Here is a 21,814-nt window from a genome sequence, read left to right on the forward strand (position 1 = left end):
AATCCCGTAGCGTTTAAAAACAAGGCGATGGAAAAGATAGGCTAGGCTTCACCTTGTATATAAATTCAGATAGATTATAAAATCTTACGTCCTAAATTTATCTCAAAAATAAGTGCGATTGACTAAAATTAAAATTACATCCATCGCACCTTTAAATTTTAATCTAAATAACGTAGCCCGATAAACAATGTGTCGTTCTTTAAAATTCTAAAAAAACTTATCGTCATATTAAGACACCACATTTAGTATTTTATCTAAAATTTTGTTTTTGTCGCTATAATGCGGCTTCTTGACCTTTTCGTCTAGTGGCTCAGGACGTTGCATTCTCAGTGCGAAAACGCGTGGTTCAAATCCCGCAAGGGTCGCCATTATGGACTTATACAAGCCTCTTGATTTTAAACGATAAATTTATCTATGATTTTATCATGGACTTTCATACAGCCCATCTGATTTCAAATAATAGATTTTATCTGCGATTTTATCGATGAAGCTTTTATCGTGCGAGACGATGATCTCGCTTACGTCAAGCCCCGCCAAAATCCCCGCCACACGCTCCTGCATCGCCTCATCAAGCGCCGTCGTAGGCTCGTCCAGTAGCAGTATCCTAGGCTCGCACACCAGCGCGCCCGCAAGCGCCACTAGCTTTTTCTCGCCACCGCTTAGATGAAAGGGCACTCGCTCGCGCAGATGTTCGATTCCCAAGCGTCGCAGCGTCTCTAGCGCCTTGCGCTCGATCTGCTCTTCGCTTAAAATTTCAAGCTTTTTTAGATGGTCGTTTTCGCTGCCCTGCCTTAAAATTTGCGCCTTACGGCTAAAAAATTTAGAAAAAATTCCACGCCTTTGCTCCGCATTTTGTGCTCGTTTTAGCCGCTCATTTTGCGCACGCAGGCTAAATGCGACATCCTCAAACACGCCCGCGCACAAAAATTGATCGTCGCTGTTTTGAAATAAAAACCCGATCTCGTGGCGAAATTTTACAAAATCCTCCGCGCACTCAAGCTTCTCACCGAAAAGCTCGATCTCACCCTCGCCCCATTGCCTTAGGCCGCCTAAAATTTGAAGCAGGCTCGTCTTGCCCTGCCCGTTCGCGCCCAAGATCGCTACTTTTTCCTTATGCCCTACACTCAAATTTACGCCGCGAAAAATTTCTCGCTCGCCGTTTTTAGCGCTTAAACCCAGCGCCTTAAGCGAGCAGCTCATAAGATAGCTCCGATTTTAACAGATACGCACGCCAGCACGAACGCCAAAAACGAGATCTCCGAGACGCTCAAACCCTCGCGACGTTCGTAAAATAGCCTACCGCAAAACCCTCGCGCACTCATCACCAAGCTTAAATTTCTTGCTTGCTCAAGCGCCGAAATCACTAAAATCCCAACTAAATTTGCATAAATTTTATAGGTAAAAATTCCGCTCGTCCCTACAAATCCGCGCATCCGCAAAAGTGCTTGCAGTCTCGCTAGATCCGAGCGTAAAAAATTTACGAATCGCCCGCAGCAATACACCAAAGCGCTTAGCGTTTCGCCGAGCCCGAGCCCGTAAAATCCGCGTGCGAAAAAATATTCGTCCTTGCCGTAAAATAGCAAAATCGCAAATGCCATTATCAAATTCGCGCGCAAAAATATCACGCCTGCAAGCTCGTAGTTACCGACTATGGCGGGGCTTAATGCGCTTAAAATCGCAAAGATATTTAATACCGCAAGCCTTGTGCAGACCGCGCGCGCAATCGAAATTTTAAGCGTAAAAAGAAGTAGCGGCGGGGCAAAAAACGCCGCGTAAAGCTGCCCGCTAAGTCCGACGCCAAAGCTGAAGATGAAAAACGCGAGCAGTGATACGGCAGGGCTCATTTGCGCGCTCTTTTCGCTAGCCACATTAAGCCAAAAAAGCCGAAAATCAAGGCCAAACAAAGCGCGATTTTAGGCGCCTCGGCAGACTGGCTTTGAAACGCCAGGCTCCTAATATCACTCTTAGGGCTTTCTTTTGGCAAGATACTTTGCGAGGCGGAATTTTCCAAAGGCTCGGAAGTGCTTGAAATTTTATTTTCAGGCGTACTAGCTTTCGGCGCGATATTTTCGGACGCGCTGCCTTCGGACGCGGAATTTTTAGCGGCGTTCAAATTTTGCGGCACAGGATTTTCAGAAACGTCAGAATTTTGCGGCGTGGAATTTTCAGGATCACCGGAATCCTGCGGCGTAAAGTCCTCGGCGCTAAATTCCATCTGCGCACCATGCCCTGCACCTCCGTAAATTTGAATAGTAAAATTTTTAGCGGGTATTCGTATGCTCGCAAGTCCCTCTTTATCGGTCCTAGTGCGCAAAATTTCGCGCCCGTCCACACTGATTAAAACTTCGCACTCCATGCAGGGAGAATTTTTATAAAAATAGCTATAAATCTCCACCTTATCGCCCTCTTGAGTCGCAAAAAGATGAAGCGCATGCGAAAATGCGAAGGAGCTCAAAACCGTTAAGAAAAATAGTGCTCTCATCGCCTCTGTCCGCCGTAAAATTTCGTAATAAAGCTAAGCGCAAAAAGAGTGATGATCCCTTCCAAAACAGCTAAGATTGCGCCTTCAAGCGAGATGAGCGTCGCGATAGCAAAAAACTCCCGCCCGCTGATGAAAAGCACGAGATCAAGAAGCAGCATCGAGCAGACGATCGGCACGAAACCCGCCAAAAATAGATAAATTTTTTGCATGCGCACTTTTAGCTCTTGCGCTTTTGCGGCGGCGGCAAAGAGCCCGCCCAAAACCGCCGGAAAGCCGATGACTGCGGTATTTACACCGAGCACGCTAAGCCCTCCGAAGCCGAAAAATACCCCTTGTAAAAATAGCGCGACAAAAATCGCCAAGATCGCGCGCGAGCCCAAAAACGCGCCCACGAGCCCGCTTAGCATCAGGTGCATGGAGCTGACGCCCACAGGCAGGTGCACGAAAGAGGCGACGAAAAACAGCGCGCTAAAACATGCGATCCTAGGGATTTCAGACTGCCTTACGCGCCATAAAATCGCCGCTACCGCAGGCGCCGTAACCGCCCAGCCTGCGAGCAGCACGGGCGCGCTCAAAACTCCTTCGCTAATGTGCATGGCTCGCCTCCTTTAAATCGCTCCCATTTTTTAGATGCGCAAAAACACGCGAAGTGGTTAAATTTAATAGCTTTTCGACCTTTGCGATAATTGCCTTGATTGCTACAGGTCTTGTTTTTACGGCTTTAATCGCGGCAAAATTTGCGGCTGTAAAACTCGCGGCTTGCGTCCTATCTGCGGCGGCTGTCAGCGCAAGACTCGGAGCGGTCTCGAAACCGCTTGCGGAACCGGTAAATTTGATAAATTTTACGGCTCGCACGGCGCAAAAATTTTCGTTTGCTACATTTGCAGGAGCGGCAAATGGATTTCGCGACGCAAAATTTGAGGCTCCGAGCGATCTTGGTGCGACGCTCGCGCAGTAAAACAGAGCTTGCGAAATTTTAAAAGTCGGGGTTTTAAAAATTCCAAAAAACGAAATTTTGCACGCGGGTATTTTACGCTCATAAATCCACGGATGTGAAATTCTACGGCTTGAAGCTACTAAGAGCGGATTTCTACCAAGCAAAATTTTACGCAGCAGAGCTACGTTACTTAAAATTTTACTCGGCGAAATTTTGCTCCGTAAAGTTTTAACCAAACCCCGAGACGCAGACTGCGCGCAGGTGCGAAACGACAAAATTCTGCCCCGTAAAATTTTAGCCGCAGAATTCGCTGAAAATTCTACGCCCAAAAGTAAAACGCGCAAAAATAAAATTTTAAAGCCCCGCCAAAGCGTAAATTTAAATTTATCCGCGGCGGCGCAAATTTCGCCCGAAAAAAGAGATCTCACCGAGCCGCTCCGCTATTTTTTCAGCTCGTCTGCCTTGATCCAAAGCACGGCTCCCAGCTCATTTACGGGCTGCTCGCTTCCTTTGGCGGCTTCCTCCTCGCTAAGAGCCGCAAAGCCCCACCAGCCGGCAACCGGCATCACGAAGCTAAACTCGCCCGCGCCGTTGGTTTTAACGACCTGCGTGACATGCGCCTCGCTAGGGGCTTTGTAACCCTTATCGTTATATAGCTCGATCTCCACATCCGCGCCCGGAACGGGCCTTCCGTGCAGTAAAAAAACTCCGCTAAATATCTCGCCCGCATACAGCGCATAAGGCCGTACTAGCGGCACGATCTCCGCCTCTAGCCCGAGCGGCTTATCCCAGCCTTCGCCCGCGCCGTAAGCATCGACGTAGGTTTTGGTGATATGGCGGATCATCTTGCGCTCAGCCGGCTCGGCATAGGGTTTCGGATCGAAATAAAACGCCAAAAGCGATGGCTTGTCAGCTTTAAATTCCGCCGCGAAATAGGAATTTACGCCCTTTTTCTGCTCTTTTAGGCTACCTAGGAGCGATTTTTTCTCACCATCAATAAAAACGCCGAATTCTGCGGGCTTTTGTAGATTCATAGACTCCTGTAAAAACGGATGGGAGAATTCCAAATTTAGCTTTAAAGTAGCATCTTTTTGATCCTCTACGACATTTTTATCCGTCGTAAGAATGCCAAAATGCGCGAACGCAAGGCTCGCCGCGAAAATTCCTAAAAAAGCAAATTTTGCCTTCATGTAATACCTTTCATAATAAAATATTACGGAATTGTATCACTTTTTTTCATCCGTATTGCTTAAATGTGGGTTTATTTTGAGTATTTAAAGCAAACTTTAGTTAAAATGTCGCAATTTAAATTACCAAAAAGAGGCAGAAAATGATAAATTTAAAACTTATCGAGACGAATTTCGACGAATTTAATAAAAAACTTATCGCCAAAAAAGTCCCGTCGCAAACCCTGCAAACGCTACTAGATGCCTACAACGAGCTAAAATCTAAAAAGACGGAGCTAGAGAACCTTCAAGCCGTACAAAATACAAAGAGTAAGGAGCTCGGTCTCGCCGCGCGTGAAGGCAAGGACGTAGGCGCGCTAAAATCGCAGCTTGAGGAAAACAAGCAAAAGATCCAAGGCCTAAGCGAGCTCGTAAATGAGCGTGAGCAAAGCTTAGAAGCGATCGCCGCGTGCGTGCCGAATATCATCGACGACGACGTGCCGATCGGCGCGGACGAGAACGAAAACGTCTGTATCAAAAAGGTGCTTGATCCGCGCACGTTCGACTTCGCGCCCAAGCAGCACTTTGAGCTCGGCGAGGCGCTGGGATGGCTTGATTTCGAGCGCGGCGTCAAGCTCGGCGGCAGCCGCTTCACCGCGATCCGCGGGCTGGGCGCAAAGCTGAATATGGCTCTCATCAATTACATGATCGAATTTAATAACTCGCGCGGCTTCGAGCTCGTAAATATGCCGTTTTTGGTGCGCGATCAGATCCTCTACGGCACGGGCCAGCTGCCTAAATTTAAAGACGACCTCTACCGCGTTGACGACGAGGAGCAAAACCTCTACCTCATCCCTACGAGCGAGGTTACGGCGACAAATCTCTTTAACGATGAAATTTTACGCAGCGAGGAGCTGCCGATCAAGCTCACCAGCTACAGCCACTGCTTTCGCAAGGAAGCGGGCTCAGCGGGGCGCGATACGCGCGGCATGATCCGCCAGCATCAGTTCGAAAAGGTTGAGCTCGTCGCCATCACGCGCCCAGAGGATAGCGCAAAGATGCTTGAAGAGATGATTTCATGCGCGAGCGATCTGCTAGCTAGCCTTGGCCTTCCGCACAGACACATGCTGCTTTGCAGCGGCGATCTTGGCTTTAGCGCCGCAAAGACCGTGGATTTGGAGGTTTGGCTGCCGGGGCAGAACCAATACCGAGAGATCAGCTCAATCAGCAACTGTCGCGATTTTCAGGCGCGCAGAGCCAAGATCCGCTTCAAAGACGGCAAGAAAAATAGCCTCGTTCACACGCTAAACGGCTCCTCGCTCGCGGTCGGTCGCACGCTGATCGCGGTGATGGAAAACTACCAGCGCAAGGACGGTAGCATCGAAATCCCGCGCGTTTTAGAAAAATATATGTAGGCGGCCCGTGCGAAAGCTTTGGAAAAACCCAAATTCTAACGCCCGCTTCGCAGCCGCTGGATTTTGCGAGTCGAAATTTAAGGAACATGACGTTAAATTTTATCCTTACGGCGCAGAGCCTAAGGCGCACGATGCCGCACTTGGAGGTTTTAAATTTCGCGACGAGAAATTTCATGGCGTAAAATTTGCGACCTGCGGAACAGAATTTTTAGGAGCGAACTTTCGCGGCATGGAATTCTGCAAATCAAAATTTAGGGCACGCGGCGTTAAATTTTATAAAGCTAGATTGCGCGAGACGGATTTTTTAACTCGCGCTGCAGAATTATACGGCACGAAATTTCACGAGATAAAGCTCCAGACGCCAAATTCAGAGCTTAAAATGAAATTTGGCGAAGTGAAATTTGGCGGGGTAAAATTCCGCGGCGGCGCGCTTTTTAAATTTATCGCCGCAAAAGGGCTGCGACGCAGTCCTAGCCTTTGCGCCGCGCCGCAAAACGCGGGATTTTTTGAAATAAAATTTGGCGAAACGAGATTTTGCGACGTGAAATTTCATAAAGCAAGATCGCGCCGCGCAAAATTTTATGCCGCGGAATTTACGGCGAAGAGCGAGAAATTTTACGGCGCGAAACGGTGCGGAGTAAGCGCGTGAAAATCGCACTTTTCGGCGGCAGTTTCGATCCGCCGCACGCAGGACACGACGCCGCGGTAAAGGCAATTTTATCAAGCCTAAAGCCCGATTTGCTGGTCATAATGCCGTCGTTTCTAAACCCGTTTAAAAAGAGCTTTTCGGCGCCGCCGCGGCTACGGCTTAGATGGTGCCGCGCGCTATGGAGCGACACCCCGCACGTGGAGGTGAGCGATTATGAAATTTCGCAAAGCGTGCCGGTACCCACGATACAAAGCGTGAAATTTCTGCTCGAAAAACATGGCGGAAACGGCAAAATCGCGGCGGAGACGGCAGCCGCGGCAAGCGAGACCCGAAGCGCGGATAAAATTTCAAGTTCCGCCTCAAGCAGAGCGCCCGGCGCCGTCATGAGCGAAATTTCAAACTCCGTAGGAGATAAAATTTCAAGCGCGAGCAAAATTCAGAACGCCGCCCGGAACGAAATTTCAGACGCCGTTAAAATTCCAGGCGCTGCCCGAAATGAAATTTCAAACGCCGTCACAGGCAAAATTTCAAATGCCGTTGCAAGCAAAATTCCGAGCGCTGTCATGAGTAAAATTTCAAACGCAAGCGAAATTTCAAGCGGTAATGCGAATTGCATGGTTGATACAGGTGACGCAAATTTCGTGGCTAGCGTAAATGACATAAATGACATGGATGACATGGATGACGCAAGCGATGCAAACGGCTCAAATACAACCCCAAAGCTCTACATCGTCGTGGGTGCCGACAACCTAGCCGAGCTTCATAAATGGCGCGATTTTAGCGAGCTGCAGAAATTAGTGGAGTTTGTAGTGCTTACGAGGCCCGGCTACGAGATCCCGCGGCAGTGGGCGAGCCTAAAGCGGATCGAGATTGCCGTAGATGCGAGCTCAAGCGGTTTTAGGCGAGATTTCAAAGGCGAAATCCCGCCCAAGATCGCAGCAGAGGTCATAAAATTTTATAAAAGGAAAGATATGCAAGATCCAAAGCAAAGGGCAGAAAAGATCGCCGAAATTTTAAACGAAAAGAAAGCCGAAGACGTCCAGATCATCGATATGGAGGGGCGCGAATACATCGCGAAATTCGTAGTTATCGCCACTATGCTGACCGCCCGCCACGCCGCCTCGCTCATCGAGGAGCTAAAAAGCGTGCTCAAGCCGCTTGGGGAGGAGTTTTTGGCTATCGAAAGCGGCGATGAGTGGAGCGTCGTCGATCTCGGCGACATCATAGTCCATCTCATCAGCGAGACTTACCGCGCCAAATACAATATCGAGGACTTCCTCGACAAGCTCAAAAAAGAGCAATTTTAAGGAGGGAGCGTGCCGAGACAGACCTGGAGCAGCAAGCTCACATATATTTTAACCGTTGCAGGCGCCACGATCGGCTTTGGCTGCACGTGGAGGTTTCCGTATTTAGTCGGCGAAAATGGTGGCGGCGCCTACGTGCTCATATTTTGCATCGCGATGATCGTGCTTGGAATCCCGATGATCTTGGTAGAAAACGTCATCGGACGCCGCGCGCTAAGAAACTGCGTCGATGCCTTCACGGCGCCTAAAAAGGACGGCTCGCGCATAAAGCCCGCATGGAAAATCGTAGGCATCATGGGCGTAATCGGCGCGTTTGGAATTTTAGCCTATTATATGGTCCTCGGCGGCTGGGTGCTAACCTATATCGTAAACATCGTAAGCGGCAACTTCGACCTCTCCGCGCGGATCACAGACCCCGCATTTACGCAAAAATTCTACGCAGAGCATATCGAAAATAGCCCGCTCGGCGTCGGAGCTTACACGCTCGTTTTCATAGCGATCAACTGGTATATTTTGAAAAACGGCATCATCGAAGGGATCGAAAAATTCGTAAAATTTCTAATGCCCGCGCTATTTTTGTGCTTCATCGCCGTAATTCTTACAAATTTAACGCTAGAAGGCGCAAAGGAAGGCGTGAAATTTTATCTCAGCGTCGATTTTGCCAAGATTACGCCCAAGCTTTTGATCGACGTTTTGGGTCAGGTCTTTTTCGCGCTCTCGCTCGGATTCGGCGTGATGATCACGCTGTCTAGCTTCCTCAACAAAGACGAGAAGCTGATGCAAACAGCCACCATCACCGCAGTCGTAAACACCCTCATCGCCGTGCTTGCGGGCTTTATGATCTTTCCGTCGCTCTTTAGCGCGGGGCTTGAGCCGAGCAGCGGCTCGTCGTTAGTTTTTAAGAGCCTGCCGATCGCGTTTTCGCACATGCCCTTCGGCAACGCTGTCGCGGTGGTATTTCTCTCGATTTTGCTCATCGCCGCGCTTACGACGTCGATCACGATCTATCAGGTCATCATAAATTTCGTCGAGGAGCGCTTTGGCTTTTCAACACTAAAGGCGGTAAATTTAACGCTCGGCGGCGTCTTCGTGCTCGGCAACCTACCCTGCATACTCTCAAGCAGCGTGCTTGCGGACGTCAAAATTCTAGGGCGCTCGGTTTTTGACGCCTTCGACTTCGTAAGCGCGAACGTATTTTTCGTGCTAACGGCGCTGCTGTGCTGCATCTACGTGGGCTGGGTGCTGAAAAAGGACGCGATCTACGAGCTCACCAACGAAGGCGATCTGAGCGCAAGGCTCGCGAGAGTTTGGTTTTTGTACGTAAAATTTATCCTGCCGCTTATCATCGCGGTGATCTTCGGATACGGGATTTTCGGCTAAATTTAAAGCCGCGAGAGTTTTAAATTTTAAATTTGCCCGCGGCGGTGCGGCGGAATTTTAAATTTTCATTCGCTGTGTTACATACGCTGCGGCGTGAGTTTTTACGCGGTGTAGTGCGCTGCAGCTATAATATAAATTTAGCGCAGGCGTAGCCTGCCCCTTGTAAAGCGTCGTCGGGGGTTAGGTGGGGTTTGGGGCGAGCAGCGCCGTCTCTGCGAGAAGTGCGACCTCGCAACCGAGGCCCCTTCCCGCCCCATAAAAAGCCTGGGCGCGTATAGCGAAGCGGGCGGCGGAATTTTAAATTTTATCTACACGCGCCGTGCAAGCGTGATCACAAGCGCAAAAGTACGCGGCTAAATTTTAAAATTTCATTTGCCGCCGCACTTTAAAATTTCCGCGACAAGGGCGCGATAAATTTTAAAATTTAGCCGCAATTTAGGGGTTTGCAATGCTTCTGTTTTTTCTTACGATCTTTCCGATATCGCTGATGCCGGGCATCAACATGACTTACGCGCTAAATCTCGGCATCGCGCGCGGCTATCTTAGAGCGCTGCCTGCGCTGCTGGCGCAGGTGCTGGGTGTCGCGACCGTGGCGCTTGCGTGCATATTCGGCGTCGCGGGTATTTTGCTTGCGCACTCTGCGGCGCTTAGCGCGATTAAAATTTTAGGCGGCGCGTATATTTTCTATCTGGGTGTCGCGACCTTTTTGGCGCGCGGAAATTTTAAGCTGCAAAAACAGAAGCGCAGCGAAAATATCTTCCTGCAAGGGCTCGTAGTCGCGGTCTCAAACCCCAAGGCGTGGATATTTTTTACCGCGCTCTTTCCGCCGTTTTTGGATGCGGACAACCTTTTCGGCACGCGCACCTTCGCCCTCGTCGCTACGCTGTGCGTAAGCGAAAGCATCTGCCTTAGCATCTACGCGCTGGGCGGAGCGGTGCTAAAAAATCTGCTGAAAACCCACCTGAAATACCTCGAAATTTTCTGCTCGGTGCTGATGTGCGCGATCGGGCTGTGGATGATTTTGGGCTAAAATTTTGATTAAATTTAGCGTCCGAGCTTTGATAGAATTTTATTAAATTGAAAAGAAATATTGCTTCGGCTAAATTCCAAGAAAAATCCCGAAATTTAGCCGCTAGCTTTGAATTAAAATTTTAAGCGATCGACCGCGTACGCTAAACGACGCGGCAATTATCGTCCGTAGCGAACCGGCGGCGCGTTTAGGCGGTTTTGGCATTGTGTAGCATCGCCGCGCCGCATCCGTTTAAATTTTAAAATTTAATCTCTGCCGTGAAGCTCGTCGATGTAAAATTTCACAGAGCCGAGACCCTCTTTTTTAGCCCATTCGTAGGCGCTTGAGACAAACTCCCAGTTGATGCCTGCATAGAATTTCTCCAGATATTTCGGGCGCGCATTGTACTCGTCGATGTAATACGCGTGCTCCCAAACGTCCACGACTAGAAGCGGCACGAGCCCTTCGGTCACCGGCGTAGCGGCATTTTGGGTCGCTTTGATGCAAAGCTTGCCCGATTTCGGATCATAAGCGAGCCACACCCAGCCCGAGCCAAAATGCGCCGTAGCAGCAGCCAAAAACTCGCTTTTAAAATCTGCGAAATTTTCCGCCAGCGCCGATTTTAGCTCCGCAGACGGCTCGCTAGGCTTTGCGATGCAATCCCAGTAAAAATCGTGGTTGTAAACCTGCGCGGCATTATTAAAAAGCCCGCCGCTAGCAGCCGTTACGATCTCGTAAAGCCCCTTGCCTGCAAACTCGCCCGATTCGGTAAGTTTATTTAAATTTGCCACATAGGTCGCGTGGTGCTTGCCGTGGTGATAATCACAGGTTTGCTTGCTTACGACCCCGTTGTGCGCCGCATCGAACGGCAACTCTCTAAGTTTAAACATCTTTCTCTCCTTGAAATGAATTTTGAAGCGATTATAGCCTAAAATTTCTAAACGAATAATAAAATTTATTATTTAGGATTAATTTTAAGACGAATTTCAATCTAAGCTCACTCCTACTATAATCGCGTTTCAAATTTAAAATTTAGGCGGTTTATGAACACCAAAGGCTTTACTTCTGTCCTCATCGGAGCTTTTGAGTGCGACCGGGCGTAGGGCTCAAACGCGCTGCTAGTGCGCACGAGCGGCTACTTACCGTCATCTGCGCGGTTGAGAGCTTTTTATGTTTAGCTTGCCTTTAAATACATTAGCGTTGCGCTCGCATACGTCCTATACACGGGGCTCGGCACGATCGGCGCCGTGATGCTGGGCGTATTCATCCACCGCGAGAAAATTTCTGCGCGCAAAGCACCCCTCTTATTTCTCATAATTTCAAGCGCCGTGATGCTGAAATTAATTTAGAATTTTGGCGAATTTAGCTAAGCTTAGCGCTAAATTTAACGCAAAGGAAAACCATGAAAATCATCGAAGGCTCGCTTGCTCTTAAGGGCAGCGAAAAAATTCTAATCATCAACGCCCGCTTCAACCACATCATCACCGATCGCCTAGTCGAGGGGGCGCACGATGCGTTTTTGCGCCACGGCGGCAAGGAGGAAAATTTAAGCCTGATGCTGGTGCCGGGCGCTTTTGAGATCCCGCTCGCGCTTGAAAAGGCGCTAAGCTCCAAGCTCTACGACGCCGTCGTCTGCCTAGGCGCGGTGATCCGCGGCTCTACTCCGCATTTTGACTACGTAAGCGCCGAGGTAAGCAAGGGTATCGCAAACACTATGCTAAAATACGGCGCGCCCGTGACTTTCGGCGTACTAACTACCGATAATATCGAGCAAGCGATCGAGCGAGCAGGCTCAAAGGCCGGCAACAAGGGCTTTGAGGCGATGAGCGGCGCGATCGAGCTTCTAAGTCTATTTCGCAACATAAAGGCGTAAAATGGCCACCAGACACCAAGCCAGGCTCGCTGCGATCTCACTGCTTTACTCCCGGGATATGAACGGCGGCGGCGAGGACTTTGCGGACGAGTATCTGGAAGAAAAGCGCATTCGCAACGAGCAGCGCAACTGGACGCTGGCGCTTCTGCGCGGCGCTAGCGAAAATCTCGCCGCAGTCGATGCGCTGATAGATGAAAATTTAAAGGAATTCAAGCTCGCCGAAATTTCGGCTCTGGAGCGCTCGATACTGCGGCTCGGGGCGTATGAGCTGCGCTTTACGGACACCGACGCGGGCATCGTCATCAACGAAGCGATCAACTCCGCCAAGGAGCTTGGCATCTCGCCAAGATTTATTAACGGCGTGCTGGATGCGCTAAAAGATAGCCCCGTAAATATCGCGGCGGATAAAATTTCCAAGCCGAATACGGCGGCAGGCGTAAATTCCGAGCTATCCACGGCGACAAGCGAAAATTTCAAGCCCGCTGCGGCGAAAAATTCCGCTGTTTCGGACAGCGACGATACGGCGAAAAATTTCATCCCCGCAGGCGCGGACGGCGAGACAAAAAATTTTACTAAGACAAAGAGGAGCGGCACGCCGAAAAATTCTACGGCGAGAAGAAGCAGACCGTCTAAAAAGCCCGCTAATTTGAAAACTCGCAGCGCGTCCGCAAAAAAATCCGAATCCACCGCGAGCAAAAAATTTAAAACGGAGAGAAATTTCAAGACCGGAGATAAATTTAAGACGGAGAAAACGGGCAAAAATTTCAAAGCTGGCGAGCGAGGTAAAAATTTTAAGGCAGGCGAACAAAGCAAAGACGCCGCGCCGAAAAAAGAGGGCGCTGATAGAAATTTCAAATTCGGCAAAAACACGGTACCGAAAAATAGCGCTGCGAGTAAAAATACTGCGCCTAAAAGTAGCGCTGGGCGCAAAAGCTCTATCGCGCCGAAAAAATCTGCTGGCGGCAGAGGCGCCATCTCAAAAAGACCTGCGGGCAGCAAAGGCGCGCTCTCGAAAAGACCTGCGGGCAGCAAAGGCGCGGTACGCAGCAAGGATAAACGGTGAAGCTCTGCGTTGCGCTTGATCTGGGCTCGAAGCAGCAGTGTTTGCAGCTAGCGGAGGGACTTGCGGACTTTGCGGATAAAATTTGGCTAAAAGTGGGCTTGCGAGCCTATTTGCGCGACGGGGCGGGCTTTGTGGAGGAGCTAAAAAAGATTGGAAATTTTAAAATTTTCCTTGATCTAAAGCTTTACGATATCCCAAACACGATGGCAGATGCCGCCGAGGAGATCGCTAAGCTTGGCGTAGATATGATAAATGTGCACGCAAGCAGCGGCAAGCGCGCAATGGCGACGGTGATGGAGCGACTAGATAGGCTAGCTTCGCGTCCGCTGGTACTTGCAGTCTCTGCGCTAACGAGCTTTGATCAGGCAGAATTTAGCGCGGTTTACGAGCAAAATTTAAGCGACGCCGTGCGCAAATTTAGCGTGATGAGCTACGAAGCGGGGCTTGACGGCATGGTCTGCTCTGCTTACGAGAGCCGCCTGATAAAGGACGCAACGAGCGCAAATTTTATCACGCTCTGCCCTGGCGTGCGGCCATTTGGTGAGAGCGTGGGGGATCAAAAGCGGGTGGCGGATCTGAGCGTAGCGCGCGAGGCAGGGGCTGATTTTATCGTAGTCGGTCGCCCGATCTATCAGGTACAAAACCCGTGCGAAATTTGCGAGCGGATTTTGGGTCAAATTTAGCACCCGAGCCTGCGTAAAATTTGACGCAAAATAATTTTAAGCATGGTTTTAGCGAGCAAGAAATTTTAATTAAATTACCGCACAAAGGCGGCTCGGACGACGTCGAAGCGTCGTCGTCATCTTTTTACAAAATCCGTTGGGGTTTTTGAAACGTAGGAGCTTTGTCGATAGCCGCCGTATGGTTAGCATGTAAAATTTGCTCTGTTGGAATTTGAAACTCGCGGTAAAGTATAGCGCTTTCGACTACAACCGGTTCAAATTTACCCGTTGGAGTTTGAAACAAACGCATCAAATTTTTGCATTTGGCGCAAAGTGGAAGCGTAAATTTACTCTGTTGGGGATTTAAAACGTTTAAACTTTGCCGCGCCCAAGCTCCCTGCTAGCTTGCGGATAAAATTTCCGACAATGAGCGCGGCGGCGGGCGCTTTAGCACTAAAAAGCGGCGCGCATAAGCGCAGCGGCGACCCGGCGGCAAGATAAAATTTTAAAAATTTTTCGCACCGCGTGGATAAAATTTTAAAATTTGCCTCACACGAGTGAAATTTTGAAATTCTGCACTCTCAAGGGGTTTTAAAATTTTATCCAAATGGCGAGTCGAGCGAAATCTAAATAAAGATTGGAGTAAAATTTGAGTAAAGGCGCAAGCGATTTTAAGAAAATCCCATATGTCGGCGAGGCGACCGAGGCTGATCTGCTGGCGCTGGGCTACTAGGATATCGCTTCATTAAAGGGCGCGGATCCAGATGAGATGTATGAGCGCACAAAGGCGCTCGGGCGTGGCAGCGACAGGTGCATTCTCTATGTTTACCGCATGGTTTGCTACTACGCAAATACGCCTCGTCCCGACAAAGCCAAGCTGAAATGGTGGCTTTGGAAGGATTAAAATTACAAATTTGACCCGCGCCGTTTATAAATTTAAACGGATTTGCTAACGACCGACGCGGCTGTATTTGCGGCACGAAACGGCGCCTCGCGGAAGTACAAGCTAGCAAGCGCAACGAACGGCGTAAATTTTAAGCGCGAGTTTTATGTGCGGCGCAAAGAGCGTAAATTTTATAGGCGCGACGTAGCGGCTAGTGCAAAGTACAAACATAGCCGCAATATGAAATTTTGATTTATTCACAGGCGCGCTTTGCGATGAAGCGGCCTGCACGAAATATAAAATCGCTCCGATTTCTGGCAAGCGCGCGCCGAGCCGTATATGCGTCGTAAATATAAAAGAGGCTGCAGTCAGCATCTCTAGGCGGGCACGCACGGCGCGGCCTTTCACGACGGTAAGGAGCGGCAGCTGATATTTAATAATCACGCTATGGAGAAAATGAAATAGGCGGCGCGAGTTTTGCTTTTAGGCTTAAATTTTACAGACGCGACGCAGATTCTCGCGCGAGCTTTGCGAGCACAATGCGATAAAGCGGCGCAAAGAGCATAAATTTACGGGCATCGTAGATGGGGCGCCGCAAAGCGAAAGGACGGTAAGGATGAAATTTTTTGCTATTTTGATTTTGTGCGCGAGCGCGCTTTTGGGCGAGACGATCAGCGCGAAATATGAGATTTCGTTCGGCGTTTTCGGCGCGGTCGGCAGCGCAAATACGCAGCTCGTGCGGCAGGGCGATCGCTACGAGATCGTCATGGATGCCGTTGCGCAGGGCGTCGCGGGTAGCCTAAGCGGGCAAAGGCGCGAGAGCTTCCGCTCAAAGGGGCGCATTGTGGCGGGGCTTTTGATGCCCGATCTCTACGTCCACGAGGTCTCGCGCAAAAAGGGCAAAACGACGAAAAACGAGCGCAAAACCTACGCCTTCGACTACGCGCGCAAAACGATAAAATTTCAAAAGTTCAAGGGCACGGGCGGCGAGCTACAGCTCGTAAGCGATGAAATTTTGCCCTATTTTGCGACGAACGACCTGCTGAGTTTGTTTTTCAATTTCTCTAAAATCCCACACTCGGGCGATAAATTTTTCGTCCGAGCCGCGGGCGCAAAAGGCGCTGACGGAAGGATCGACATCGAAAGGCCGCGCGGAAGCGCCGCCGCAAATATCGCGAGCGAGCTCGGCGTCGCGCCGCCTAGCGATGCGGATGCGGGCTCCGGCACAGCGGCAAGCGCGAAACCGGGCGAGCATGGCGCGGATAAGCAGGCTGCGGCGATCTACGTAGTTTTCATCAACCAGCCGATATTTTCGAGCAGCCGAGGCGAGCTGCACCTGAGCCTAAACGAGCGCGGTTACGCCGATCGCGCCGTTTTGAAGGACGTGCTGCTCTTCGGCGACATCCGCGCGCGGCTCGTGGAATGAGACTTCGTAAATTCGAAAAATGCCTGAGTTAAAAATTTTTAACTCTTAAAAGATAATTTGGCGCGTCTAGGTCTTTATTAAATTTTAATTTCATATATTTTTTAAGCTCGTTATATTCTTTATTAGTGGATATAAATATAAAAAATTTGTTGTAAAGCGCGTCTATAATTAAAGCATCGACAAACCTACATGAAAATAAGCCGCCCTTAAATAGATGAAAAATCATTTGCGGTGTAAAAATGAATACAACCGCTCCCATACAGCAAAATAACATTATAAAGACTATCATAGAGTCATCAAATATCGCGCCATAAATATAAGCGATTACGTATATAGTAAGACAGGTTTTTCCTGCGATTCTTTCCGTTTCCGTATATTTATGTGTTTCGCTTTCATAAAAAAATGCGAAAGTCTTTTTGAAATATAAAATCTCATCAAATTTCATTACGAGCTGCTCGCCTGATTTTATACATTTTATGCTTGAGTTTAAAAATATAAATTTTCTTCCGTAATGCTGCGAAAAACCCTTAAGGACTCTGGCAACTAAAGGTACAGTAAGTAAAATATTTGCAACTTTTCTATCGTAGGGGATATTAAATACTAAATTTATAAACATGGCAAAACAAAGCAATACCGCTATAGTTATAATATATACGATCGTTATATAATCTTTGATGACTAACGGCTCTTTGTCGTAATCACGAGTTTTAACACCTCGCGATGAAATACCGCCCGGGTTTAAATTTTGAAATTTTACCTCGTTTTTTGAGTTTAAATTCATGTCGTTTAAATTTCTATCTCGGAAATTTGCGGCGCAAAGATAATTGGCTTGCAATTTGGGGTATGTTTGATTAAAATTCGCATTTTTAAAGCTTTTGCTACTCAAATTTGTATCGTTTAAATTTAATGAGCTGCGATCCCGTTGCATCGCTTAGATCCGCATCGTCAAAGATATCGGCGCTAGCGCCTTTTCGCAGCCTTTGCTTTAAGTTTTGGCGCCCTTCGTTTAGAGGCTTTTTAAATTCCTCAAGCAGCACTTTATCCAAAAAATATCCTTAAGCTTAAATCGCTCGTATTTTATAACTTCGGGCTTAAATCGCAATAAATCGCGCCCGTTTCGCGCGTTTTTGATTTTATTAAAAGATGTGTTTTGCATTGCGCCGCATGCAGCGCAATGATGGCGGCAAAGCACGGCAAAAGAAACGGACCACATTTTCGGATCGATTCATTTCTTAAATTTTCTTATGAAATCGCTCGCGTCCCGCGCCGTCATCGCCGAGCTCATAACGGCGATCCTATCGGCTCCCGCGCGTAGGACCGAGGCGAAATTGCGCGGCGTTATGCCGCCCAGTGCGTAAATTTCGCCGTCGTAAAACCTACGCACGGTGCGGATCAAATTTAGCCCCTTCGGCGCGAGCCCCGCCTTGCAATCGGTCGCGAAGATATGGCTCAGGCAGATCGCGCTCGCGCCCAGCTCCAGCGCCTCGCGCGCCTCCGCTTCGCTGTGACAGGAAGCGACCAGTTTTTTGAAATTTGCGCTCAAAAACTCCGCGCCGCGCGCCGCGCTGAAGCTCCGCAAAACCCCGAGCGGCAGCCATAAATTTCTCACTCCCGCGCTCAGCGCAAAATCTGCAAAATTATGCACAAAGATCGCAGGCTGGCGCCTTGCATTCTGCGAGTTTTCCGCCTCTTTCACGCTCTGTGAATTTTCTACGCCCTCTATACTTTCCGAGTTTTCTATACACTGCGCGTTCCATGAGCTCCCCGCATTTTTTGCACTATGCACATCATTCGCATTTTCTGTACTTTGCGCACCCTGCATACTTTCCGCATTTTCTACGCCCCGTACGCCTTCTGCCGCTAGTTTTGTTCCGCATACGGCGCTGCGAAGCGAAATTTCGCCCAGCTCGCTATCATCCACGCGATTTGCAGCGCCGATAAAATTTTCGGACGAAATTTCATCTAAAACACAAGCGGAATTTTTATGCCGTGTTTCATCCGTAGCGGTACCGTGCTTGCGGGCCATATCCACGCAAAGCTCGCTCTTGCCGCCGCCCAAATGGAGCTTTTTTGGCAAAACTTCGTCTGCATCGCGCTCGCAGAGCAAAATTTTATCCGCGTAGGCCGCGCTCGCGTCTAATTCGCCCTCAAGAGCTTGGATTTCGCCAAATTTAGCAGTGCAAGCTTCATCTGCAAAAATCACGTTTGCAAAAGCCTTATCCGCGCAAAACCCGCTTTTACAGGCACGTAAAATTTTACCAAACAGCGCCGCGTAGGCATCCTCGTCTAAATCCTTTTCGCGCAAGACGATCTCGCCTACGCCCGCCGCGGCAAAATCCGCCATACGCGAGAGCAACGCCGCCTCGCCGCCGCAGAGCGCGCGATTTGTGATGATCGTAATGCGCGAAGCAAGCTCAAAATCTAGCATCCGCCCGCCCCTTTAAACTCAATATCCGTGCGCGACACCGCACCGAGGTTTAAAGTTTTACTCGCAGCGTTTGATTTTAAAATTTCGCCCGCAGCGCTAAGGTTTAAAATCTCATTCGCCAGGCTTGAAGCCAAAATCCCTATCTCCGCGCTAGAGCTTAAAATTCTCGCAGCACCGCTAGAGATAAAATTCTTCGCCGCCGCATCGAAAACTAAATCCACAGCCGAGATGCCGGAGCTTAAAATTCTGCCCGTCCAGACAGAGGCTAAAATTTTGTTCGCGCCGCTAGAGTTCAAAGCATCTGCCGAACCATTAGATTTTATTGACCTTGCGTTGCCGCCGCATAAAAACCTTAAGCTCACGCCGTTTTTAAATTCAAAATTTACGCCGCCTGTAGGTTCGGAATTTGTGCTGCCTTTAAATTTTAAATCCGCGCGCGTCCTCCTGGGTCTTAAATTTACGCACGCATTTTGAAGCCCAAAATTTCCTGAGCGTGCTAACGCGGTACCTAAAATTTTATCATCCGTCATAGCGCCATAAATTTTATTGCGGCGTGCGGTGCTGTAAAATTCGGCGTAGTATTTTACGCTACAAATTTTATTTCCGCGCCGAGCAGCGCAAAATCCGCCTTCGAGGTCGGCACTACAAATCTCGCGTCCTGCGCCGCAAATTTCATCCGCACACGCAGCAAAATTTCGCGCCTCACACATAGATATACTCGCTCATCAGCGGCTGCAGCCCGCCGTCGCGGATCGCCTCGCAGACCTCGCTTACGCTACGCGCGTCGCTGATCTCGAACTGCTCGTCGCCCCTCTGCTCGCTGTGCCCGCCGATACCCACGCTCACGCCCGCCGAAATTTTACTCGCCGCGATCCTGATCGCGTTGTCGCGGAAGCCCGCCCTCTCGCGCGTGGAGATCGTGATCTGCGCACTTGGCAGCAGCAGCCGATACGCGCACATCACCTGCAGCAGCTCGCGCTCACCGACGTCCTTCGGATTTATTTTGTCGTTGTTGATGATCGGGCGCAGACGCGGCACCGAAAAGGAGATCTCGGCGCGCGGGTACTTGCGCTGAAGCAGCCACGCGTGCACGCCCGTGGCAAAGGCATCGCGGCGGAAGTCCCCGAGCCCCAAAAGCGCCGCAAAGCCCACGCCGCGCATACCGCCTCTAATCGCGCGCTCTTGGGCTGCGAAGCGATACGCAAAAACGCGCTTGTTGCCCGCAAGATGCAGCTGTGCGTAGCGCGCGGGATCGTAGGTTTCTTGAAAAACGGTGACGAAATCGACGCCGCAAGCATGCAAATAGGCGTAATCGGCGGAGTTTAGCGGATAAATTTCGACGCCGATTACCTTAAAATACTGCCGCGCGAGCTCACAGGCGCGCCCGATGTATCGCACGGGGCTGTTTTTCTCGCTCTCGCCCGTGAGGATTAAAATTTCCTCCAATCCGCTCGCCGCGATCGCTTCAAACTCCGCCTTTAGCTGCGCCTCATCGAGCCTTGCGCGCGCGATTTTGTTTTTGCAGTTAAAGCCGCAGTAAACACAGAGATTGTCACAGTAATTGGAGATGTAAATCGGCGTGAAAACGGCAACGTTGCTACCGAAATGCGCCGCCTTTTCGCGCGCTGCGACCTGCGCGATCTGCTCCAAATGCTCGCCCGCACGCACGCTTAGTAGCGCGGCGAAATCGCGCAGACTTCTGTTTTTCGCGCCGATCGCCTTTTGCACGTCAGCCTCGCTCGCCTCCTCGCAAAAGCCCTCGCGCAGAGCGAGCGTGCTCTGCATTATCTCGCTTCCGATATCCTCCATGCCCGCTAGATAGCCGGTTCCCATCATCTTTAAAATTTTCCTTTTAAATTTTCATTTAAATTCCACGCGGCACGTTTTTGCGTGTAAATTTATGCGGCGCAAATTTTAAAATTTCATATTTGCGCCGTGCCGTGCGAAATTTTAAAATTCCACGCCATGTCTATCGGCCGCTATGTCGAGCTTGCGCGATATATAATCCGTACAAACCCAAGAGAGGCAAATTCGGCGCAAAAAAACACGGCTCGCGCAACCAAGCGCGTTTAAAATTTTAATCGCTACCTCAAAAATCCCGTTAACGGCGAGCTTGCGCAGGCCGTTTTACAAACGGCGCCGAGCCCCGCCAGATAGGCATCGCGCCCCGCCTGCACGCCCAGAGCAAACGCCCGCGCCATCAGCGCCAGATCCCCACTCGTGGCGATCGCCGTATTTACCATCACCGCAGCGCAGCCCATCTGCATCGCCTCGCAGGCCTCGCTAGGCGCGCCGAGCCCCGCATCTACGATGATCGGCACGTCGATTTCGTCTAGTAAAATTTCGATCATTCCGCGCATCATCAGCCCGCGGTTGGAGCCGATCGGCGCGGCCAGAGGCATCACGGCGGCAGCCCCTGCGCTTACTAGATCGCGCGCGACGCACAGATCGGCGTGCATGTAGGCAAGCGGCACGAAATCCTCGCGCGCCAGGGCCTCGCAGGCCTTGATCGTCTCGGCGTTGTCGGGCAGAAGGTATTTGCTGTCGCCTATGATCTCGATCTTTACAAAGTCGCCGCAGCCCAGCTCACGCGCTAGCCGTGCGATCCGCAGCGCCTCGGCGGCGTTTCGCGCGCCGCTAGTATTCGGCAGCAGCGTGACGCCGCGAGGGATGAAATCCAAGATATTGCGGCTCTTGCTTTCGTTCACGCGGCGCAGCGCAAGCGTGACGATCTCGCAGCCCGCGTGCCGCACGCAGGCGTCGATCATCGCGTGATCGAACTTGCCAGAGCCCATTATCAGGCGCGATCTAAACTCCTTGCCGCCTAAGATCAGTTTATCGTCCATTCTATCCTCTTTAGTTTAAATTTTGTTTTCACATACGGCGCAGATAGCGCAATATCAGCGCTTGCGCGGCGCATTATACACAGCGCGAAATTGCGGCACAGATTGTGCGCCTTGCTTCTATCTCTATTTTAATGCGCCGCACGACGCCGCGTCCAAGCTTTAAAATTTCTCGTCAAATTTTACGCCACGACACAAAATTTTAAAATTTCACGCGCAGACTGCGGCTCGCTTCGCTGCGCGGAATTTTAAATCCTACGTTCAAAAGCAGCTCGCTCGCGCCGAATAAATTTT

Annotated in this window: 23 protein-coding genes, 1 tRNA gene and 2 pseudogenes; 12 read left to right on the top strand and 14 right to left on the bottom strand. The window is 50.0% G+C overall.

Going from position 1 to position 21,814, the window contains the following annotated elements:
* The first annotated feature begins 291 nt into the window (after nucleotides 1-291).
* Nucleotides 292-368, top strand: a tRNA-Glu gene (locus tag Q0117_RS10380).
* A gap of 55 nt (nucleotides 369-423) precedes the next feature.
* Here the strand turns inward: Q0117_RS10380 and Q0117_RS10385 are convergent.
* The 6 genes from Q0117_RS10385 to Q0117_RS10410 are packed head-to-tail and all read right to left on the bottom strand — an operon-like array spanning nucleotide 424 to nucleotide 4,609.
* Nucleotides 424-1,200, bottom strand: a complete 777-nt coding sequence (locus Q0117_RS10385; protein WP_297926722.1) for an ABC transporter ATP-binding protein — start codon at nucleotides 1,198-1,200, stop codon at nucleotides 424-426.
* Nucleotides 1,197-1,844 carry an energy-coupling factor transporter transmembrane component T gene (locus Q0117_RS10390; protein ID WP_297926725.1) on the bottom strand — a complete coding sequence of 216 codons (648 nt, stop codon included), beginning with the start codon at nucleotides 1,842-1,844 and terminating at the stop codon, nucleotides 1,197-1,199. The genes Q0117_RS10385 and Q0117_RS10390 overlap by 4 nt, the downstream gene beginning before the upstream one ends.
* Nucleotides 1,841-2,482, bottom strand: coding sequence for a hypothetical protein (locus tag Q0117_RS10395; RefSeq protein ID WP_297926728.1), 642 nt, complete (start codon nucleotides 2,480-2,482; stop codon nucleotides 1,841-1,843). Before Q0117_RS10395 ends, Q0117_RS10390 begins: the two co-directional genes overlap by 4 nt.
* Nucleotides 2,479-3,078 carry a cobalt transporter CbiM gene (gene cbiM, locus Q0117_RS10400; RefSeq protein ID WP_297926731.1) on the bottom strand — a complete coding sequence of 200 codons (600 nt, stop codon included), beginning with the start codon at nucleotides 3,076-3,078 and terminating at the stop codon, nucleotides 2,479-2,481. The genes Q0117_RS10395 and cbiM overlap by 4 nt, the downstream gene beginning before the upstream one ends.
* Nucleotides 3,068-3,847, bottom strand: a complete 780-nt coding sequence (locus Q0117_RS10405) for a hypothetical protein (protein ID WP_297926734.1) — start codon at nucleotides 3,845-3,847, stop codon at nucleotides 3,068-3,070. Before Q0117_RS10405 ends, cbiM begins: the two co-directional genes overlap by 11 nt.
* Nucleotides 3,848-3,859: 12 nt before the next feature.
* A complete protein-coding gene (locus Q0117_RS10410) occupies nucleotides 3,860-4,609 on the bottom strand; it encodes a DUF4198 domain-containing protein (protein ID WP_297926737.1) in 750 nt (249 codons plus the stop codon).
* Nucleotides 4,610-4,749: 140 nt separating this feature from the next.
* Between Q0117_RS10410 and serS the strand changes: the two genes are divergently transcribed.
* The 5 genes from serS to Q0117_RS10435 all read left to right on the top strand — a co-directional run bounded on the left by serS (nucleotide 4,750) and on the right by Q0117_RS10435 (nucleotide 10,363).
* The gene (gene serS / locus Q0117_RS10415) at nucleotides 4,750-6,000 is read left to right on the top strand and encodes a serine--tRNA ligase (protein WP_297926740.1); all 1,251 of its coding nucleotides are present in this window, start codon (nucleotides 4,750-4,752) and stop codon (nucleotides 5,998-6,000) included.
* A 7-nt stretch (nucleotides 6,001-6,007) separates the two neighbouring features.
* Nucleotides 6,008-6,649, top strand: coding sequence for a hypothetical protein (locus tag Q0117_RS10420; RefSeq protein ID WP_297926744.1), 642 nt, complete (start codon nucleotides 6,008-6,010; stop codon nucleotides 6,647-6,649).
* Nucleotides 6,646-7,956 carry a ribosome silencing factor gene (rsfS, locus tag Q0117_RS10425; protein WP_297926747.1) on the top strand — a complete coding sequence of 437 codons (1,311 nt, stop codon included), beginning with the start codon at nucleotides 6,646-6,648 and terminating at the stop codon, nucleotides 7,954-7,956. The genes Q0117_RS10420 and rsfS overlap by 4 nt, the downstream gene beginning before the upstream one ends.
* 9 nt (nucleotides 7,957-7,965) lie before the next feature.
* A complete protein-coding gene (locus Q0117_RS10430; protein ID WP_297926750.1) occupies nucleotides 7,966-9,333 on the top strand; it encodes a sodium-dependent transporter in 1,368 nt (455 codons plus the stop codon).
* A 448-nt stretch (nucleotides 9,334-9,781) separates the two neighbouring features.
* Nucleotides 9,782-10,363: a LysE family translocator gene (locus tag Q0117_RS10435; protein ID WP_297926753.1), complete on the top strand. Its 582-nt coding sequence runs from the start codon at nucleotides 9,782-9,784 to the stop codon at nucleotides 10,361-10,363.
* Between the two features lie 245 nt (nucleotides 10,364-10,608).
* Here Q0117_RS10435 and sodB read toward each other — a convergent pair whose 3' ends face one another.
* The gene (gene sodB, locus Q0117_RS10440) at nucleotides 10,609-11,232 is read right to left on the bottom strand and encodes a superoxide dismutase [Fe] (RefSeq protein ID WP_297926756.1); all 624 of its coding nucleotides are present in this window, start codon (nucleotides 11,230-11,232) and stop codon (nucleotides 10,609-10,611) included.
* A gap of 348 nt (nucleotides 11,233-11,580) precedes the next feature.
* Here sodB and Q0117_RS10705 point away from each other — a divergent pair, with 348 nt between their 5' ends.
* From Q0117_RS10705 to Q0117_RS10465, 5 genes and pseudogenes are all read left to right on the top strand, one after another.
* Nucleotides 11,581-11,691 carry a hypothetical protein gene (locus tag Q0117_RS10705; protein WP_366807804.1) on the top strand — a complete coding sequence of 37 codons (111 nt, stop codon included), beginning with the start codon at nucleotides 11,581-11,583 and terminating at the stop codon, nucleotides 11,689-11,691.
* A gap of 53 nt (nucleotides 11,692-11,744) precedes the next feature.
* The gene (gene ribH / locus Q0117_RS10450; RefSeq protein WP_295152917.1) at nucleotides 11,745-12,215 is read left to right on the top strand and encodes a 6,7-dimethyl-8-ribityllumazine synthase; all 471 of its coding nucleotides are present in this window, start codon (nucleotides 11,745-11,747) and stop codon (nucleotides 12,213-12,215) included.
* A 1-nt stretch (nucleotide 12,216) separates the two neighbouring features.
* Nucleotides 12,217-12,591: pseudogene (nusB, locus tag Q0117_RS10455) on the top strand (transcription antitermination factor NusB); the annotation flags it as partial.
* A gap of 683 nt (nucleotides 12,592-13,274) precedes the next feature.
* Nucleotides 13,275-13,961 carry an orotidine-5'-phosphate decarboxylase gene (gene pyrF, locus Q0117_RS10460; RefSeq protein WP_297926762.1) on the top strand — a complete coding sequence of 229 codons (687 nt, stop codon included), beginning with the start codon at nucleotides 13,275-13,277 and terminating at the stop codon, nucleotides 13,959-13,961.
* A 628-nt stretch (nucleotides 13,962-14,589) separates the two neighbouring features.
* Nucleotides 14,590-14,844 (top strand): annotated as a pseudogene (locus Q0117_RS10465) (helix-hairpin-helix domain-containing protein).
* Nucleotides 14,845-14,946: 102 nt separating this feature from the next.
* Here the strand turns inward: Q0117_RS10465 and Q0117_RS10470 are convergent.
* Complete coding sequence (locus Q0117_RS10470) at nucleotides 14,947-15,144, bottom strand: hypothetical protein (RefSeq protein WP_297926765.1); 198 nt, start codon at nucleotides 15,142-15,144, stop codon at nucleotides 14,947-14,949.
* A gap of 295 nt (nucleotides 15,145-15,439) precedes the next feature.
* Between Q0117_RS10470 and Q0117_RS10475 the strand changes: the two genes are divergently transcribed.
* On the top strand, nucleotides 15,440-16,249 hold the full coding sequence (locus Q0117_RS10475) for a DUF3108 domain-containing protein (RefSeq protein ID WP_297926768.1): 810 nt from the start codon (nucleotides 15,440-15,442) through the stop codon (nucleotides 16,247-16,249).
* A gap of 28 nt (nucleotides 16,250-16,277) precedes the next feature.
* Here Q0117_RS10475 and Q0117_RS10480 read toward each other — a convergent pair whose 3' ends face one another.
* The 6 genes from Q0117_RS10480 to Q0117_RS10505 all read right to left on the bottom strand — a co-directional run bounded on the left by Q0117_RS10480 (nucleotide 16,278) and on the right by Q0117_RS10505 (nucleotide 21,523).
* Entirely contained in the window at nucleotides 16,278-17,135 is an 858-nt protein-coding gene (locus Q0117_RS10480; protein WP_297926771.1) for a hypothetical protein, read from the bottom strand.
* Nucleotides 17,128-17,295 (bottom strand): hypothetical protein, encoded by a 168-nt coding sequence (locus Q0117_RS10485; RefSeq protein ID WP_297926774.1) that lies wholly within the window; start codon nucleotides 17,293-17,295, stop codon nucleotides 17,128-17,130. Before Q0117_RS10485 ends, Q0117_RS10480 begins: the two co-directional genes overlap by 8 nt.
* A 179-nt stretch (nucleotides 17,296-17,474) precedes the next feature.
* On the bottom strand, nucleotides 17,475-18,677 hold the full coding sequence (locus tag Q0117_RS10490; protein WP_297926777.1) for a thiamine phosphate synthase: 1,203 nt from the start codon (nucleotides 18,675-18,677) through the stop codon (nucleotides 17,475-17,477).
* On the bottom strand, nucleotides 18,671-19,387 hold the full coding sequence (locus Q0117_RS10495) for a hypothetical protein (RefSeq protein ID WP_297926779.1): 717 nt from the start codon (nucleotides 19,385-19,387) through the stop codon (nucleotides 18,671-18,673). The genes Q0117_RS10490 and Q0117_RS10495 overlap by 7 nt, the downstream gene beginning before the upstream one ends.
* The gene (gene thiH, locus Q0117_RS10500) at nucleotides 19,380-20,513 is read right to left on the bottom strand and encodes a 2-iminoacetate synthase ThiH (protein WP_297926782.1); all 1,134 of its coding nucleotides are present in this window, start codon (nucleotides 20,511-20,513) and stop codon (nucleotides 19,380-19,382) included. Before thiH ends, Q0117_RS10495 begins: the two co-directional genes overlap by 8 nt.
* 248 nt (nucleotides 20,514-20,761) lie before the next feature.
* Entirely contained in the window at nucleotides 20,762-21,523 is a 762-nt protein-coding gene (locus Q0117_RS10505; protein ID WP_297926784.1) for a thiazole synthase, read from the bottom strand.
* Between the last annotated feature and the right edge of the window lie 291 nt (nucleotides 21,524-21,814).

The organism is uncultured Campylobacter sp. (genome assembly GCF_937997535.1).
In the GTDB taxonomy this organism is placed as follows: Bacteria; Campylobacterota; Campylobacteria; order Campylobacterales; family Campylobacteraceae; genus Campylobacter_B.

Excerpts from the sequence above, each read along its gene's own strand:
- Q0117_RS10385 (WP_297926722.1), bottom strand. The coding sequence starts at position 1,200 with ATGAGCTGCTCGCTTAAGGCGCTGGGTTTAAGCGCTAAAAACGGCGAG.
- Q0117_RS10390 (WP_297926725.1), bottom strand. The coding sequence starts at position 1,844 with ATGAGCCCTGCCGTATCACTGCTCGCGTTTTTCATCTTCAGCTTTGGC.
- Q0117_RS10395 (WP_297926728.1), bottom strand. The coding sequence starts at position 2,482 with ATGAGAGCACTATTTTTCTTAACGGTTTTGAGCTCCTTCGCATTTTCG.
- cbiM (WP_297926731.1), bottom strand. The coding sequence starts at position 3,078 with ATGCACATTAGCGAAGGAGTTTTGAGCGCGCCCGTGCTGCTCGCAGGC.
- Q0117_RS10410 (WP_297926737.1), bottom strand. The coding sequence starts at position 4,609 with ATGAAGGCAAAATTTGCTTTTTTAGGAATTTTCGCGGCGAGCCTTGCG.
- serS (WP_297926740.1), top strand. The coding sequence starts at position 4,750 with ATGATAAATTTAAAACTTATCGAGACGAATTTCGACGAATTTAATAAA.
- Q0117_RS10435 (WP_297926753.1), top strand. The coding sequence starts at position 9,782 with ATGCTTCTGTTTTTTCTTACGATCTTTCCGATATCGCTGATGCCGGGC.
- sodB (WP_297926756.1), bottom strand. The coding sequence starts at position 11,232 with ATGTTTAAACTTAGAGAGTTGCCGTTCGATGCGGCGCACAACGGGGTC.
- ribH (WP_295152917.1), top strand. The coding sequence starts at position 11,745 with ATGAAAATCATCGAAGGCTCGCTTGCTCTTAAGGGCAGCGAAAAAATT.
- Q0117_RS10475 (WP_297926768.1), top strand. The coding sequence starts at position 15,440 with ATGAAATTTTTTGCTATTTTGATTTTGTGCGCGAGCGCGCTTTTGGGC.
- Q0117_RS10490 (WP_297926777.1), bottom strand. The coding sequence starts at position 18,677 with ATGCTAGATTTTGAGCTTGCTTCGCGCATTACGATCATCACAAATCGC.
- Q0117_RS10495 (WP_297926779.1), bottom strand. The coding sequence starts at position 19,387 with ATGTGTGAGGCGCGAAATTTTGCTGCGTGTGCGGATGAAATTTGCGGC.
- thiH (WP_297926782.1), bottom strand. The coding sequence starts at position 20,513 with ATGATGGGAACCGGCTATCTAGCGGGCATGGAGGATATCGGAAGCGAG.
- Q0117_RS10505 (WP_297926784.1), bottom strand. The coding sequence starts at position 21,523 with ATGGACGATAAACTGATCTTAGGCGGCAAGGAGTTTAGATCGCGCCTG.